The organism is Rhodococcus sp. BP-241, assembly GCF_019836145.1.
Taxonomy (GTDB): domain Bacteria; phylum Actinomycetota; class Actinomycetes; order Mycobacteriales; family Mycobacteriaceae; genus Rhodococcoides.
Genome location: NZ_JABUEI010000002.1, coordinates 365,669 through 380,096, shown reverse-complemented (window position 1 = coordinate 380,096; position 14,428 = coordinate 365,669). Strand labels below are relative to the sequence as shown.

The window sequence follows — 14,428 nt, the reverse complement described above, 5'->3', positions numbered from 1 at the left end:
CACGTTCGAGCGGACCCCTGACGGGGTCGTGTAGCACGGGTCGGGAATCCGGATGCCGTCCGGATTCCCGACCCGCTTCCCCTCTCCGGATCGACGGAAGGCCCAGCGATGACCCACCCGACCGCGCTTGCACTCGCTCGTGACGAACGGCTCCCGCTGACACCCGACACTCGCGAGCCGGCTGTGCTGACCCGCGACCTCCGCATGCGCTATGGCGACACGGACGTGCTGCGCGGAGTCGACCTCCGCATCGAGGCCGGTGAGGTCACCGCACTGCTCGGACCGAACGGTGCAGGGAAGACCACCACCATCGAGATCCTCGAAGGAATCCGACGCCGGTCGAGTGGCGACGTCCGCGTGCTCGGCATCGATCCCGACGACGCCACGGAAGAGTGGCAATCGCGTATCGGCGTGGTACTCCAGTCCTGGCGCGATCATCGACGCTGGCGCGCGGGCGATCTCCTCACACACATCGCGTCGTACTACCGACCCTTCGCACGGCGGGACCGCGCCACGCCGTTCGAGCCGGACGAGCTCCTCGACGCCGTCGGCCTCACGGACAAGGCGACCACGCGAGTCGGGCGCCTGAGTGGCGGCCAGCGGCGCCGACTCGACGTCGCCATCGGCTTGGTGGGGAACCCGGAACTTCTGTTCCTCGACGAGCCGACCGTGGGCTTCGATCCCGAAGCGAGACAGGAGTTTCACGCGCTGCTCCAGTCGATCGCCCGCACACGGGACACGGCCGTGGTACTCACGACGCACGATCTCGCGGAGGCGGAGCTCCTGTCCGATTCGGTGGCGATCCTGGTGGGCGGGCAGATCGTCGCGCGCGGCAGCACCGCAGACATCGCCCGCGAACACGCACGTGGAACGAGGGTGACCCACAGAGTCTGCGGTGACCTCCGATCCACCGTCGTCGACGGGGACGCGACCGACCACGTCCGCACCCTGCTGCGCGACTCCCGCATCACCGACCTGGCGGTAAGACCCCGGTCACTCGAGGACGCGTACCTGCAGATGATCGACGCACTGGACGAGAAAGGATCGCCGGCATGATCATGTCTGTCGCACGCATCGGCTTCGACCGTGGCCGCGAGGAGTTCCGCCAGGGTCTGCCTCTCGTCTTCAACTACGTGTTCTTCCCATCGGTGGCGCTGGTGGTGATGTTCTTCCTGCGGGGTGTCAGGCTGGGCGACTCCGGTGCGTCGTTGAGCACCTACGCGATACCCGGGATCCTTGCGATCAACGTGGTGTTCAGCGGTCTCATGGGACTGGCCACCATCCTCATCACCGAACGCGAGGACGGCACCCTGCTGCGCGCACGGTCCCTGCCCTACGGCATCCACGCCTACCTGATCGGGAAGCTGGTGTCACAGACAGCGATCACGCTCGTGACGGTCGCGGTGATCATCGCGGAGGCAACACTGTTGTTCGGCGGGTTCGTCGCCACAGATCTGTCGAATCTCGCTCACCTCCTGTGGATCCTGCCGCTCGGGCTGGCCGCGACCCTGCCCTTCGGAGCCGCGCTGGGGGCGGCCGTGAAGAACCCGCGAAACCTCAGCTTCGTCTCACTGTCGCTCATGGGTGTGGTCAGCGTGTCGGGTGTGCTGTATCCGCTCGGGCAGCAGGCACTCTGGATGCAGTGGCTCGGACAGGCCACCCCGCTGTACTGGCTGGGACTCGCGTTCCGCGGCGGACTTCTGGGCGACGGCGCCGCCTCGGCGGAGATCGGCGGAACCTGGCGGTTGGCGGAAACCGCTGCGGTGCTCGGAGTTTGGAGCATCGTGGGAACGGCCACGGCGGTACTGGTGCTGCGACGTACCTCGCGCCGACGGGGCGGCAGTCGAACGAGCAGGCCGCGTCACTCCTCGCCTGCCATCACCCCGGCCTCGTAGGCGAACACGACACATCGGATGCGGTCTCGGACCTCCAGTTTGCGGAGGATGTGGCCGACATGAGTCTTGACCGTCACCTCGGCGATGACCAGCTCGGCAGCAATCTCCGCGTTGTTCATACCCCGCCCGATCAGGGTGAGGACGTCCCTCTCCCGTTCGGTCAGCGAGTCGAGCTTCGCAGAGCGCGCCGCCGACGCGGACGGTGTCGCCCGCGGCGTCTGCGATGCGAGCAGTCGGCGCGTCATCTGGGACGAGACCACCGCTGTGCCGGCATGGGTGGAGACGATGGCGGCGAGCAACGACTCCGGCGGGGTGTCCTTCAGGAGAAAGCCGCTCGCACCTGCCATGATCGCGTCGTAGACGTAGGTCTCGACTGCGAAGGTGGTGACGATCAGCACTTTCGGTGCATTCTCCATCTCGACGATCTTGCGGGTGGCGTCGATACCATTCATCCCGGGCATGTCGATGTCCATCAGGACGACGTCGACCTCGCCGGGCATGTCACGGACGACGGCCACCGCGTCGCCACCCGCGGACGCCTCCGCCACCACCGTGGTGTCCGTCCCCGAATCCACGATCATGCGCAGACCCGCCCGCACGAGCTCACTGTCGTCGACGACGACCGTGCGGATCATCGGGCCGCTCCGGCCGCCACGGCACCGCAGGACGGCAGAACCACACGCAGTGCGAAACCGCCGGTGCCGGAACGGGCGACGGCGACGGTACCGCCGAGGGACGAGACCCGCTCACGCATCCCGCGCAGGCCGTAGCCTCCGGTCTGTGTGGACGACGCCCCGCACCCGTCGTCCTCGACCGTCACCGCCAGCGTCTCGTCGCCGCTCACGACGGTGACTGCAACCTCGCTGACATGGTCTCCCGCGTGCTTGTGAATGTTGGTCAGCGCTTCCTGCACCACCCGAAACGTGGTCTCTTGCACATCGACCGGTACGGTCCGCGGATCTGCGGCCAGATCCAGGGTCACGGTCAACCCCGACGCGCGCGCCCGCTCGACGAGCGATGCCACATCACAGAGCCGCGGCGCGCTTCCCGCGCACCCGTCGTCCCTCAGCATCGTCAGGACGGTGCGGAACTCGTCGAGTGACGTTCGGCAGTGCTCGGCGATGGTGCGTACCGCGCGGCGATGCACCGGGGAGAGGTCGCCGGCCCGTCCCATTCCCTCGGCCAGCGTCAGCACACCGGCGAGACTGTGCGACACGACGTCGTGCATGTCCCGAGCGATGCGTTCGCGCTCCTCGGCGGCAGCGAGTCGAGCGAGGTGGACCTTCTCCCGCTCGAGTTGTGCGGCGCGGTCCGCCAGGGTGTCGCGGTAGGCCCGGTCCACCGCCGCGCTCCTACCCCACGTGTACGCGGCGCACGTCGCCGCGCCGACGGCGGCGAGCGGGACGATCACGTCACGTACCGAATCGCCCCACACGATGCCGCCGATCACGGCCCCGACGAGGACACACCCGGCGCTGACGAGTGCGGATCGCTGCGACGCGTACAGGGCGACAGCATGGACACCAGCGAGCAGCACGAGATCGGCCGGCACCGGCCCGCTCAAGAAAGCCAGCTGAGCCGCGCCGGCCGAGGCCATGATCGCGAAAGTCGTGCGTGGCCGGACGTGGGACCAGATCCAGGGGAGACACAGGCCGACGGTCACAGCGAGGGCGACCACGGTTCGATACCCGTTCCAGATCGTGCCGACCGACACTGCCGACGAGTACAGACACAGCAGCACCGCCACCGTTGCCCGCGCGCCCGTGTGGTCGCGATCATGGACATGGCTGCGGCCCTGCAGTGGTCCCCCGGTCACTCAGGAAGTATAAGAAACCTTTCGGTCGGCTGCTACCCGAGCGTGTGTCGGGCCGTCACTCGCGGGTCAGGAGAGGAGCCCGTCGACGAGACGTCGCAGATCGGAATTCTGCGTGATGGCCGGGTCGACGACCATGACAGTCCAGAACACCGCCGCAACGATGCACACCGCGGTCACCACGAGGGCGACGACGAAACCGGTCGCCGTCGCCCCACGCCCCGGGTCACCGGGCACGGTCTCGTGCAGGCCGCGCCACCCCGCGACGATCCCGACGACACCCACTGCGGCCGAGACGAAGCCGCCCAGGGGGACGAACACGAGAACGGGCAACGACACGAGGGCGATCGCGGCGCAGACGAGCGCTCTGGTGGCGCGGGCACGCGGGGTCGGCGCTGTCCGATCGGCATCGGGTGCGTTCTGCGTGTACATGACGTCTCCTTCGTGTCGATGAATCGATGTGTGTCGAGTCAGGTCATCGCGTGTGCACGTCGCGGCGATCGAGCAATCGGGTCGTGGCCGCCACCACGACCCCCGTGAGCAGAACGGCGGCAGTGACCACTGCGGTGGCTGCGCCGGTCGTCAGCGCCCCGGGGTCACCGAAGGCACCCGACGCGAGCTGACTCGCCCGCGTGGTCACGGCGTAGGGAAACACGAACACGGCAGCGTGCCACTCGGCCGTCATCGCGACGACGGCGACACCTGCACCCACCATCGCCACCGCGATGGGAGCGGCGAAGGACCGCATCGCCATCGACAACGTCGACTGCAGTGCAGCGAGTGGGATCACGGCGATCGCGGTCAGTGCACCGACCGCGACGTACCGCGTCGGCAGCATGCCCGGCAGCCCGAACACCAGCTTGCCGAGAATCACGACGGCCACCAGTTCCACTGCCAACATCGCCATTCCGAGCGCTGCCACCGCGACGGTCTTGGCCACCACGATGCGTCCAGTCGGTGTCGCACTCGCCATCAGCGCGTTCCAGTTGCCACCTCGGTGTTCCGGTCGCCACACCAGCGATGCCAGCACGGCGACTCCGAGCGCGAGGGGGAAGAGTCCGAAGAAGACGGTGGTCCGGAGCCACAACGTGTTCCAGCCGTCCTCGAGACCGGCGCCGGACGCCGCGGTGTTCACGACGCCGAGTGCCGCCATGACGAGTGGGAGGACGACCACCACCGCCCACACCTGAGAACGTTTGAGCTTGAGCACTTCTGCCCCCAAAATCTCTGCATAGCGCATGATCTTCATCCCTCCTGCCGGTCGAGCCGACGAGTCGCAAGTGTGAACACCACCGATGCGAGTACCGCGAGGACAGCGACGCTGCCGTAGGAGGGCGTGAGCGTGACCACCGCGTCGCCCTGGTAGTCCGCGGACGCGATGAGCGACCAGTACCCCCACGGGGTCAGGTGCGCCGCCCACACAGGCAGCCCGAACGAGTACAGCGCGACGACGGTGCCGACGATGCCGTTCCCCAGCGCGACGAGTTGATTGTCGAAGCGCGCCGAGACCAGCACCTGCAGGGCCAGCACCGCCAGCGCGACGACGAGAGCGGACAGGGTCTGACCGAGCCACAGTCCGGCGGGCGGTGTGTCCGAGATGCCGCCGAGAACTCCGAGTGCGAGAGCGCCGATGCTTCCGAGGGAGGTCGCGACGACCACGTGCACCGCCGTGCACCAGAACTTGGCGCGGCACAGTCGCCCTGGCGTCACACCCGACGTCCGCGCGAGCAACCACCCGTTTCCCTGATGCTCGATCTCCACTGCGCGGCTGGCGATCACCGCGATGAGCAGAGGAGACGCGAGGGGAAGTGCCAGCGACAGTCCTGCAAGGGGAAGGCCCCATGTCAGCGGTTCCCCCTCACCCTGTGGGGCGCCGCCGAGCATGCCCACCATCGTCAGGGCGATGATTCCCAGCGCGAGCGCGGCACTGACTACGCCCAGGCGCAGGTGGCGATACTTCGCGAACTCGTTGCGCACCGACGACGTGCCGGACGTCGTCGACGGTGACAGTGTCGTGGTCACAGCCGACCCCCGCTCGTCAGGTTCATGAAGACGTCCTCGAGGGACTGCTCGTCACGGCGCACGCCGTACACGCCGGCCCCCGCCCCGACCAGGTCCTCCACGACACGCGCCGTCGTGCGATCGTCGATACCCGTCACCCGAACGGTGTGGCCGTCGACACGGGTCGGAAGCTTCTCTCGCAGAACCGCTCCGGCACGATCCGGGTCGACGGTGTCGATCAGCACGTCCGGTGTGGCCGCGCTCGTCAGATCGGAACGCGATCCCTGGAAGATCATGCGCCCGCCACTGAGAATCCCGAGTACGTCGGCGGTCCGGTCGATCTCACCGAGTAGATGACTCGACACCATGACAGTCACTCCGTGTGACGCCAGATGACGCAGGAGCTCACGGATCTCCTCGATTCCTGCGGGGTCCAGTCCGTTCGTCGGTTCGTCGAGGACCAGCAGGCGCGGTTCGCGTGCGAGCGCCATGGCGATACCGAGGCGTTGCTTCATGCCCAGGGAGTAGTTGCGGACCTTCTTGTCGAGCTGGTCCTGCAAGCGCACCGTCCGGACAGCCCGGTCGATCTGGTCCGCGCGCAGTCCGAGACTGCGCTGGACGACGCGCAGATTTTCCGCACCCGTCAGGTGCCCGTATCCCGGCGGTGCCTCGATCAACGAACCGACCTGCGCGAGCTGGTCGCGTCGCGTCTCCCGCGTGAGAGGACGGCCGAAGAGTGATATCTGACCCGACGAGGGCGTCACCAGCGACAACAACATCTTCATCGTCGTCGACTTACCCGAACCGTTGGGCCCGAGGAAGCCGTAGACGCAACCCTCGGGAATCCGCAGGTTCAGGTCGTCGACGACGGTGGTCGATCCGTACCGCTTGCCGAGGCCCTGTGTGTTGACGATGTCCATGACCCACACTCTGCCGACGGTGGGCGCGAAAATCGTCAGTCCGGGGGCGGATATTCGGAGGTATACCTGAGTAGGAGATCAGGCCGGACAGTGCATCGGCCAGGGCGTCGCATCAGCGGGGGCGCTGCATCAGTCCGGCCTCGTACGCGACGATCACCGCCTGCGTCCGATCGCGCAACCCAAGCTTGGCGAGGATCCGTCCCACGTGTGCCTTGACGGTCACCTCGGAGACCCCCAGCGACGCGCCGATCTCGGCGTTCGACAGCCCGGAGGCGATCGCGTACAGCACCTCGGTCTCCCGCGCGGTCAACTTCTCGAGGTCGGCCGACCTGGTGAACGACGGCGCCGACCCTCGGGTCACGTGTTCCACCAGGCGCCGCGTGGTCGACGGTGCCACGACCGCGTCGCCGTCCCGGACGTGGCCGAGCGCGGCGACGAGTTCGTCGACCGGGCCGTCCTTGAGCAGGAAGCCGCTCGCGCCGCACCGCAGCGCCTCGAAGGCGTACTCGTCGAGGTCGAACGTGGTCAGTATCAACACCTTCGGAGAACCGTGATTCTGGCAGAGTGCACGCGTGGCGGCGACACCGTCCATGACGGGCATGCGCACGTCCATCACGACGACGTCCGGCTTCGCCGAGCGTGCGACCTCCAGGGCTTCCCGACCGTTCGACGCCTCGCCGACCACCTCGACTCCTCGGGACTGCAGAACCATGCGCAGGCCCGTCCGGACGAGTTCCTGGTCGTCGACGAGGACGACACGCATGGTGGTCACCTCGGCACCGGCAGACGCGCGTGGACGCCGAACCCGGAGTCCGTGGGGCCGACCTCGAGGTCCCCTCCCTGAGCCTCGACTCGTTCGCGCATCCCGATCAATCCGAGTCCCCCGGTTCCGGTTCCGCTCTTCCCATCGTCCACCACGCGAATGTCGACTCCGTCGTCGTTCCAACACAGCGACACACGAACATCGTGCACCTCGCCGGCGTGCTTTCGGACGTTGGTGAGTGCTTCCTGGATCACACGGTAGACGACCGCGGCGGCACCCGCACCGAGCTCGCGCGGTGTCCCTTCGTCCACCCGTACGACCGGGATGCCCACGGCGCGTGACTCGTCGAGCAGCGCGTCGATTCGATCGAGACCCGGTTGCGGGCCGACGGGGTCGTCGTCGGATCTCAGCACGGTCAGCATGGACCGCATCTCACTCATCGCACCGCGGCTGGTGTCGCGCACCGAGCGCATCGCCTCGGCCGCACGGTCCGGATCCGCGTGAGCGATCGATGCCGCACCCTCCGACAGCAGCACGATCGCACTGAGACTGTGCGAGACGACGTCGTGCAGTTCTCGTGCGATGCGGGTGCGCTCACCCAGAACGGCCATGCGGGTGCCGGTCTCGCGCTCGCGCTCGGCCTGCGCCGCACGCTCCTCCAGAGACTGCACGTACAGGCGCCGGGTTCGGGCCAACGTGCCGATGAGCCACGCGACGGCCATGGTTGCGACGAACAGTCCGACGTCTCCCGGTGACAGGTCGTTCGCCTCTCGGTCCGGCAGCGTCACGAGAAGAGTCCACCCGGCAGCGACGACTGCCGCCGGTAGCGAGATATGCCAGGCGCGAGCGGACGCGACGGCGAACAGGGAGAACACCACCATCACGTCCGCCACCAGGGGCCCGAGGCCGAGGAGTACCTGCAGGTGAGCTGCGGCGATCACGACGGCGAAAGAGCCGACAGGATGGCGACGACGCCACACGAACGGCAGACACAGCCCCACCGGCACGATCAGCTCGAGAGGACTCGATGTGCCCTGAACCGGCAGGTTGTAGGCGAACACCGTCGCGGCGATCGCGATGTCGGTCGCGCGCCGTCGTCGTCCGGATGTCGTCTCCGTCGCCATCGGTCTCGACACTACGACATGGGCACTCACGACGAACGCCGTGCGCCCCTACCGAGGCGCACGGCGTTCGTCAGCGTCGAGTGCTCAGGACGCCGAGGCCTCCAGTGTCGTCTGTCCGCCGGTGTTCTCGGACTGCGCGATGCTGATCTTGCGCGGGGCGGCGCGCTCCGACAGCGGGATGTGTACGGAGAGAACACCGTTGTCGTACGACGCGGTGATGCGCTCGGTGTCGATGCCGTCACCCAGCGCGAGCTGGCGACGGTAGGTGCCCGTGAAGCGCTCCGAGGTGAGCCACTGCCGGGAGTCGCCGCTCGGCGCCGAACGGTGGGCCGTCACCGTGAGGGTTCCACGGTCGACGTCGAGGTCGATCGAGCCCGGATCCACACCGGGGAGGTCCGCGTCGAGGACGTAATGGTCGTCGACCTTGTACAGATCCATCGGCATGAACCGCGGCGAACGGTCGGTGCCCGACCCGGCTCCCAGCAAGCTCGAGGTCACGGCGTCGAGGTCACGGAAAGGATCGAAGCGAAGCACAGCAACACACCTCCTGTATCTCGTGGACACCGAGCCCATCATGCTCGGCTCCTCTGTGTGTGACACCGAATTTAGCACTCTCCACCCGAGAGTGCCAAGTACCCTCCAGAAAAATTTCTGGCCGAAGTTGCTCTCGCAGTGCAGGACTGGTCGACGGTAGGTGCGGCCCGCTCACGGCGACTACGCTGAGGGAAGTGCGCGAAACGGACACCGCCGTTTCCGGAAGAAAGGCCTCCCATCCATGGCGATCGACTACACCAAAAGGCCGTCCACCCCCGCCCCGGCAGCGGGCGGTGTCAATCTGAGCAAGGTGACGCTGTCGAAGGCCGCGCCGACGGTGAATCTGGCCAAGAAAGGCGAGAGCCAGGGCGCGATGCGCGTCAACCTCAACTGGTCGCAGGGCGCGGCCGCACCCGAGCCGAAGAAGAAGGGCTTCCTCGCGAAGCTCGCCGCCGCGTCGTACGGCACCGGCGGCGTCGACCTCGACCTCGGCTGCCTGTACGAGCTGGCCGACGGGTCGAAGGGAGTCATCCAGGCACTGGGCAAGAGCTTCGGCGCGCTGGAGAGCGCACCGTTCATCCAGCTCGACGGCGACGACCGCTCCGGATCCGTCACGGGCGGCGAGAACATGCACATCAACCTCGCGCGGCCCGACGCCTTCAAGCGCATCCTCATCTTCGCGATGATCTACGACGGCGCCCCGAACTGGGCCGCGGTCGACGGCGTCGTCACGCTGTTCCCCACCAGCGGCCCGCAGGTGGAGGTGCGTCTGGACTCCGACAACAACTCCGCCCGCATCTGCTCCATCGCGCTGATCCAGAACACCGGCCAGGGCATCACGGTCACGCGCGAGGTCGAGTACATCCAGGGCAGCCAGGCGGACCTGGACAAGAAGTACGGCTGGGGCATGCGCTGGGCGGCCGGGCGCAAGTAGCCGGTCAGGGCGCCGGCAGCACCTGAGTGAAGAGAACCGCCCCGGTACCGTCGCACAAGTTCACCGTCAGCGACCTCGAGTCCTTGTCGATCAGCACCTCACCGAAGTGCTGGAAGGTATCGAGCGGTGAGGCGTTCGGCTCCGGCGGCGCGTGCACGAACACCGCCTCCGGGCCGAACGTGGGATCGAGGTCGTTCGGCCCGAAGGCACCCGCGTTGAGAGGCCCGCTGACGAACTCCCAGAACTCGCGGAACTCCTGGTAGGCGGCCCGCTCGGGCGAATACCGATGCGCTGCCGTGTAATGCACGTCGGCGGTGAGCCACACGGTACCCGTGACGTCGTTCCGGTCGATGGCGGTGAGTACCTGCGCGATGTCAGTCTCGCGGCCGAGCGGGGCGCCGGGATCACCGTTGCCGACGCCCTCCTGCGCGGTCTTCCCGTCCGGCACCACGAGTCCCAGCGGGAGGTCGTTGGCGATGATCTTCCACGTGGCCTTCGAGCGCGACAGCTCGTCGATCAGCCACCGACGCTGCGCATCTCCGAGAATCTCCCCGGTCGGGGCGGTGTTGGCATTGTTCGCGTCCTTGTAGCTCCGCATGTCCAGGACGAAGACGTCGAGCAGCGGACCGTAGGCGATCTTCCGGTACACCCGCCCGTCGACGGCCTCCGCGGGAGCGACCGGGAGCCACTCGTGAAATGCCTGCAAGGCCCGCTGCGACAACAGGTTCACATCTTTCACGGTGTACTGCTCGAGGTCGAGAATCTCACCGGGATACCAGTTGTTGACGGTCTCGTGATCGTCCCACTGCACCACCTGCGCGACCGAGGAATTGAAGCGCCGGTAGTTGTCGTCGGTGAGGTTGTACGCGTACTGCCCGCGATACTCGTCGAGAGTCTCCGCGACCTTGGACTTGGCCTCGGACATCGTGTTCCGCCACACCCGGCCGTCGGGCAACGTGACACTCTCCTCGAGCGGCCCGTCGGCATAGACGACGTCGCCGCTGTGCAGGAACAGGTCCGGTTCCCGATCGGCCATCGCTCCGAAAATGGTCATGCCGCCGATGTCGGGGTTGATCCCGTAACCCTGGCCCGCCGTGTCGCCGCCCCACAGGAGGCGAATGTTCGACGGCCCGTCGGGAGCCGTGGAGAACACCCCGGTGACGGGCTCCGACGTGGCGCCGTCCTCGCCTTCCAGCGTCACGCGGTAGTGCACTCGCTGTCCCGCCGGCAGACCCGTGAGGCGCAGCACGCCGGTACCGTCGGACTGCGGTGTGAGGAGAGGTCCCCGCGTCGTCGTGACGGAGGAGAACGCGTCAGTGGCCGACGTGTCGACGATCATCGTCGCGGGCGTGTCCGACCGTGCCCAGACGAGCGCACCATCGGCACGGACGTCGCCGCTGGCGACGCCGTGGGTCAGCGACGGGCGCGCCCGCACCAGGGTGGGCCCGGTGCTGCAGGCGAGCAACGGCGTGGCCGCGGCACCGAGCGCGGCGTAGCGGAACAGGGAGCGTCGCGACATCTGCATGCTCCGCACCGTGCCGCACGGACTTGAACGGGGCGTGACTCTCAGGAGGACAGCCGGGTGCCCGATCGGTCGAACTCGGCCCGGTGCGTTCCGTCCGCTCCTGTGACCAGGATGGACGCCGCCGAGTCCCGGTCCTGCGGAAGAAGACGCACCGTCACCGCGCTGGTGGAGTCGCTCTCGAGGGCGGTGATCACCGAGGTCACGATGTCGCGATCGACCACGCCGGTCGCGTCCGCGCCGCGGTCGTCGAGCAGGACCACGTCGACTCCCCGACTCCGCGCGGCCCGCGCCGCACTGCTCACCTCGGAGTCGGCCAGTCCGGCGGCACGCAGGGTGTCCCGCAGATGGAACTCGAGAAGACGGCAGCTCAGTCGCTCGTCGTCGGACAGCGGCTCACCCGAGGCGATCCTGGTGAGGAGAGGGCGGGCCAGCTCGTCGAGCCGGGTCAGCTGCAGGTCCCGCTCGTGCAGTGCCGCAGCGGCCGCGGCTTCCTCCGCTGCCTGTCTCGTGGACTCCTCCCGTAGCCGGAAGATGTCCGTGACGGGCGAGCGTAGCGCGAACGCGAAGAACGTGCCCATCAACACCAGCGCGCCGCTGGGCAGCACGTACAGCACGGCGTCGACCGCGCTCTGCTCGGTCAGCAGGCACCAGACGAGCGTGACGACGAAGATGCCGAGGAACCCGGCCCACGCCCACCACGTGCGCCCACGGACACAGAGGAAGGTGTAGATCCCGGCCGCCGTCCCGATCGGCCACATCTGCAGAGGGTTCCCGATCGGCACCGGAAGCGCGGCGAGGACGATCGCACACGACAGCGGGCCGGTGAGCGTGACGGCTGCCGTCGCGCCGAAGGGGATCGGATCGCCCGGGACGCGGAGGAGTGCCGCTACGGACACGGCATGCAGGACGACCGCCACCGCGACGAGCGCCGGCTCGGTGACGCCCTCGAGTGTCGAGGCGGCGGCCAGAACGACACCGGCGACGTTGAAGGCGACCACCACGAAGGCTGCACGCGTGTGCATGCCCAGCAGAGTCGTGACATCGTTCGTTCTGCTCACTGTGCCTCCCACCGCAGTTCGACGACGGTGCCCCGACCCACCGCGGTGTGGAGCGCGGCGGAGCCGCCCGGAAGCCGGTGCATGCGGTCGAGAATGCTGACCCGGACGCCCAGGCGATGTGCCGGTATCGACGACAGATCGAAGCCGGGGCCGTCGTCCGTCACCGTCACCCGGAGTCCGAGTGGGGAGAGCGCAGCCACGACCGACCGGTGGGCATCGGGGCCCGCGTGCCGCAGGCTGTTCCGCATCGCCTCGGCCATGGCGGCGCCCACGGTGCGGACGGTCTCGGCCGGCACCGTCCGTTCCGCCGCATCGGCCTCGAACCGGAAGCTCAGTGTCGCCGATGCGTCCACCGCCGCGGCCGCGGCACGAAGGTGCGCGACCACGTCCTGCACCTCGAAGTCCGAGACCGGCAGCGCGTCCCGTCGCAACGTGTCGAGCTCCGCCAACGCGACGCTCGCCTGGTCGACGAGACGCTGATCCATCGGACCGCGCGATGCGGCGAGGAGCGTGGACATGACGTTGTCGTGGATCAACCCGTCGAACCGTCGACGTTCGACCGTCCGCGCCTGCACCGCGGCAGAACTGGCGGCCTGCGCGTAGGTGGACTCGCGGGTGCGATCGAGAAGGAAGCCCGTGCGCGACGCCGTGATCGACGCGGCGACGAAGATGAGGCTGAAGCCGAAGCTGTAGACGATGTCTGCCACCAACGGACTCCGGTCACCGGCGTCACGCAGATAGTGGTTGACCAGTTGGACACCCGTGACGGCAACCGCGAGATGGAGGAACGCCCAGCGCGGCCTCATCGACACCGCAGCCCCCAGAGAGGCCAGGGCAGGGAAGAGGGAGAACCAGGCAGCCTTCCCGTCGGGCAGGGTCTCGCCCGTCCATCCGAGCGGCCAGGTGAGCAACCCGAGCAGAAAGACCACGGCGCAGGCCGCCGCCAGTGGCCGGAGCGCACGCTGACCCCGCCGGCCGAACGACGCGGCGCCCAACGCCAGTCCGGGTCCGAAGAACAGGACGAGCCCGACCGGAGTCCACCAGGACGCCGACACCCCCTCCAGATCGCGGATGAGCGGAATCGACACGAGCAGGTAGAAGACGTAGCCCACGCCGATGAAGCGGCCGAACATCGTGAGGATCTGATCGGCCGCGCTGCGCTCCGCCGTCGTCACGACTTCCTGCGTCGACGAGGAAACGGCAACCACCCGTCCTCCAGTGCCCGTTTGTACAGATCGGTCTTGGTCGGGGCAGGCCTGCCGGCGTCGGCGTACTTGAGCCGGATGCGGCCGAGATAGTCGTTCACCGTCTCGGGTGAGATGCCCATGGTCGACGCGACCCGCGTGGCGGTCTCCCCGGCCGCGTAGAGCGTGAGGAGCCGTCGATGCTGCGGGCTGAGGTCCACCGCGGCGAGGTCGGGATCCCCGTCGATGGCCGCCGCCCAGTCGATGGTGGGCACCATCTCGCCCCGGGCTGCACTCCGCACGGCGTCCACCACCGCGTCGATCGGCTGGGACTTGCGCACCACACCGAGCACACCGGCGCGGGCGGCCGAGCGGACCAGGAACGGATCCTCGCCCGAGGTGAGAACCAGCACGTCGAGACCGCGGGCGCGGATGGCCTCGACGTTGGACACCGGCGACGATCCGTCACGCAGTCGAAGATCGAGGATCACCAGATCGAGGTCCGTGGTCGCGTCGAACAGCTCGGCGACCGTGGGGGCGCTCGCGACGAAGTCGAGGTCGGGATGATCGGCGAGGGAGTCCCGCAACCCCCGGATGGTCAGCTCGTGATCATCGACCATTCCGATACGCGCACGTTCGACCCCCACCGGACCCCCTCAGCCACAAAGTCGTCAGAG

General features: G+C 68.0%; 16 protein-coding genes. 3 read left to right on the top strand and 13 right to left on the bottom strand.

The window, feature by feature from the left end:
* Nucleotides 1–108: 108 nt before the first annotated feature.
* Both HQ308_RS05080 and HQ308_RS05075 read left to right on the top strand, forming a co-directional pair.
* Nucleotides 109–1,056, top strand: a complete 948-nt coding sequence (locus HQ308_RS05080; protein WP_222645643.1) for an ABC transporter ATP-binding protein — start codon at nt 109–111, stop codon at nt 1,054–1,056.
* Nucleotides 1,053–1,895, top strand: a complete 843-nt coding sequence (locus tag HQ308_RS05075) for an ABC transporter permease (RefSeq protein WP_222645642.1) — start codon at nt 1,053–1,055, stop codon at nt 1,893–1,895. The genes HQ308_RS05080 and HQ308_RS05075 overlap by 4 nt, the downstream gene beginning before the upstream one ends.
* On the opposite strand, the gene HQ308_RS05070 is transcribed toward HQ308_RS05075, so the two are convergent.
* The 9 genes from HQ308_RS05070 to HQ308_RS05030 form a co-directional block, all read right to left on the bottom strand.
* Nucleotides 1,862–2,530, bottom strand: a complete 669-nt coding sequence (locus HQ308_RS05070) for a response regulator transcription factor (protein WP_222645641.1) — start codon at nt 2,528–2,530, stop codon at nt 1,862–1,864. The two genes, HQ308_RS05075 and HQ308_RS05070, sit on opposite strands and share 34 nt — an antisense overlap.
* On the bottom strand, nt 2,527–3,711 hold the full coding sequence (locus HQ308_RS05065) for a sensor histidine kinase (protein WP_222645639.1): 1,185 nt from the start codon (nt 3,709–3,711) through the stop codon (nt 2,527–2,529). Before HQ308_RS05065 ends, HQ308_RS05070 begins: the two co-directional genes overlap by 4 nt.
* 66 nt (nt 3,712–3,777) lie before the next feature.
* Nucleotides 3,778–4,140, bottom strand: coding sequence for a hypothetical protein (locus tag HQ308_RS05060; RefSeq protein ID WP_222645637.1), 363 nt, complete (start codon nt 4,138–4,140; stop codon nt 3,778–3,780).
* A gap of 43 nt (nt 4,141–4,183) precedes the next feature.
* Nucleotides 4,184–4,948 carry an ABC transporter permease gene (locus tag HQ308_RS05055; RefSeq protein WP_222645635.1) on the bottom strand — a complete coding sequence of 255 codons (765 nt, stop codon included), beginning with the start codon at nt 4,946–4,948 and terminating at the stop codon, nt 4,184–4,186.
* 5 nt (nt 4,949–4,953) lie between these two features.
* Nucleotides 4,954–5,730 (bottom strand): ABC transporter permease, encoded by a 777-nt coding sequence (locus HQ308_RS05050; RefSeq protein WP_308115671.1) that lies wholly within the window; start codon nt 5,728–5,730, stop codon nt 4,954–4,956.
* Nucleotides 5,727–6,629 carry an ABC transporter ATP-binding protein gene (locus HQ308_RS05045; RefSeq protein WP_056442941.1) on the bottom strand — a complete coding sequence of 301 codons (903 nt, stop codon included), beginning with the start codon at nt 6,627–6,629 and terminating at the stop codon, nt 5,727–5,729. The genes HQ308_RS05050 and HQ308_RS05045 overlap by 4 nt, the downstream gene beginning before the upstream one ends.
* A gap of 112 nt (nt 6,630–6,741) precedes the next feature.
* The gene (locus HQ308_RS05040) at nt 6,742–7,392 is read right to left on the bottom strand and encodes a response regulator transcription factor (protein ID WP_222633000.1); all 651 of its coding nucleotides are present in this window, start codon (nt 7,390–7,392) and stop codon (nt 6,742–6,744) included.
* 5 nt (nt 7,393–7,397) lie between these two features.
* Nucleotides 7,398–8,516: a sensor histidine kinase gene (locus HQ308_RS05035; RefSeq protein ID WP_056442944.1), complete on the bottom strand. Its 1,119-nt coding sequence runs from the start codon at nt 8,514–8,516 to the stop codon at nt 7,398–7,400.
* Nucleotides 8,517–8,600: 84 nt separating this feature from the next.
* The gene (locus HQ308_RS05030; protein ID WP_056442946.1) at nt 8,601–9,050 is read right to left on the bottom strand and encodes an Hsp20/alpha crystallin family protein; all 450 of its coding nucleotides are present in this window, start codon (nt 9,048–9,050) and stop codon (nt 8,601–8,603) included.
* A gap of 241 nt (nt 9,051–9,291) precedes the next feature.
* Here HQ308_RS05030 and HQ308_RS05025 point away from each other — a divergent pair, with 241 nt between their 5' ends.
* On the top strand, nt 9,292–9,984 hold the full coding sequence (locus tag HQ308_RS05025) for a Tellurium resistance (protein ID WP_056442948.1): 693 nt from the start codon (nt 9,292–9,294) through the stop codon (nt 9,982–9,984).
* A gap of 4 nt (nt 9,985–9,988) precedes the next feature.
* Here HQ308_RS05025 and HQ308_RS05020 read toward each other — a convergent pair whose 3' ends face one another.
* The 4 genes from HQ308_RS05020 to HQ308_RS05005 are packed head-to-tail and all read right to left on the bottom strand — an operon-like array spanning nt 9,989 to nt 14,371.
* Nucleotides 9,989–11,509, bottom strand: a complete 1,521-nt coding sequence (locus HQ308_RS05020; RefSeq protein ID WP_222645634.1) for an alkaline phosphatase — start codon at nt 11,507–11,509, stop codon at nt 9,989–9,991.
* A gap of 41 nt (nt 11,510–11,550) precedes the next feature.
* Complete coding sequence (locus HQ308_RS05015) at nt 11,551–12,567, bottom strand: hypothetical protein (RefSeq protein ID WP_222645633.1); 1,017 nt, start codon at nt 12,565–12,567, stop codon at nt 11,551–11,553.
* Nucleotides 12,564–13,742 carry an ATP-binding protein gene (locus HQ308_RS22870; RefSeq protein WP_222632921.1) on the bottom strand — a complete coding sequence of 393 codons (1,179 nt, stop codon included), beginning with the start codon at nt 13,740–13,742 and terminating at the stop codon, nt 12,564–12,566. The genes HQ308_RS05015 and HQ308_RS22870 overlap by 4 nt, the downstream gene beginning before the upstream one ends.
* Nucleotides 13,739–14,371, bottom strand: coding sequence for a response regulator transcription factor (locus HQ308_RS05005; protein ID WP_222632922.1), 633 nt, complete (start codon nt 14,369–14,371; stop codon nt 13,739–13,741). The genes HQ308_RS22870 and HQ308_RS05005 overlap by 4 nt, the downstream gene beginning before the upstream one ends.
* Nucleotides 14,372–14,428: the final 57 nt, after the last annotated feature.

Bases quoted from the DNA above. Each gene is read 5' to 3' on its own strand.
- HQ308_RS05035 (WP_056442944.1), bottom strand. From the start codon at position 8,516: ATGGCGACGGAGACGACATCCGGACGACGACGGCGCGCGACCGACATC.
- HQ308_RS05070 (WP_222645641.1), bottom strand. From the start codon at position 2,530: ATGATCCGCACGGTCGTCGTCGACGACAGTGAGCTCGTGCGGGCGGGT.
- HQ308_RS05045 (WP_056442941.1), bottom strand. From the start codon at position 6,629: ATGGACATCGTCAACACACAGGGCCTCGGCAAGCGGTACGGATCGACC.
- HQ308_RS05005 (WP_222632922.1), bottom strand. From the start codon at position 14,371: ATGGTCGATGATCACGAGCTGACCATCCGGGGGTTGCGGGACTCCCTC.
- HQ308_RS05020 (WP_222645634.1), bottom strand. From the start codon at position 11,509: ATGCAGATGTCGCGACGCTCCCTGTTCCGCTACGCCGCGCTCGGTGCC.
- HQ308_RS05060 (WP_222645637.1), bottom strand. From the start codon at position 4,140: ATGTACACGCAGAACGCACCCGATGCCGATCGGACAGCGCCGACCCCG.
- HQ308_RS05055 (WP_222645635.1), bottom strand. From the start codon at position 4,948: ATGCGCTATGCAGAGATTTTGGGGGCAGAAGTGCTCAAGCTCAAACGT.
- HQ308_RS05040 (WP_222633000.1), bottom strand. From the start codon at position 7,392: ATGCGTGTCGTCCTCGTCGACGACCAGGAACTCGTCCGGACGGGCCTG.
- HQ308_RS05025 (WP_056442948.1), top strand. From the start codon at position 9,292: ATGGCGATCGACTACACCAAAAGGCCGTCCACCCCCGCCCCGGCAGCG.
- HQ308_RS05075 (WP_222645642.1), top strand. From the start codon at position 1,053: ATGATCATGTCTGTCGCACGCATCGGCTTCGACCGTGGCCGCGAGGAG.
- HQ308_RS05080 (WP_222645643.1), top strand. From the start codon at position 109: ATGACCCACCCGACCGCGCTTGCACTCGCTCGTGACGAACGGCTCCCG.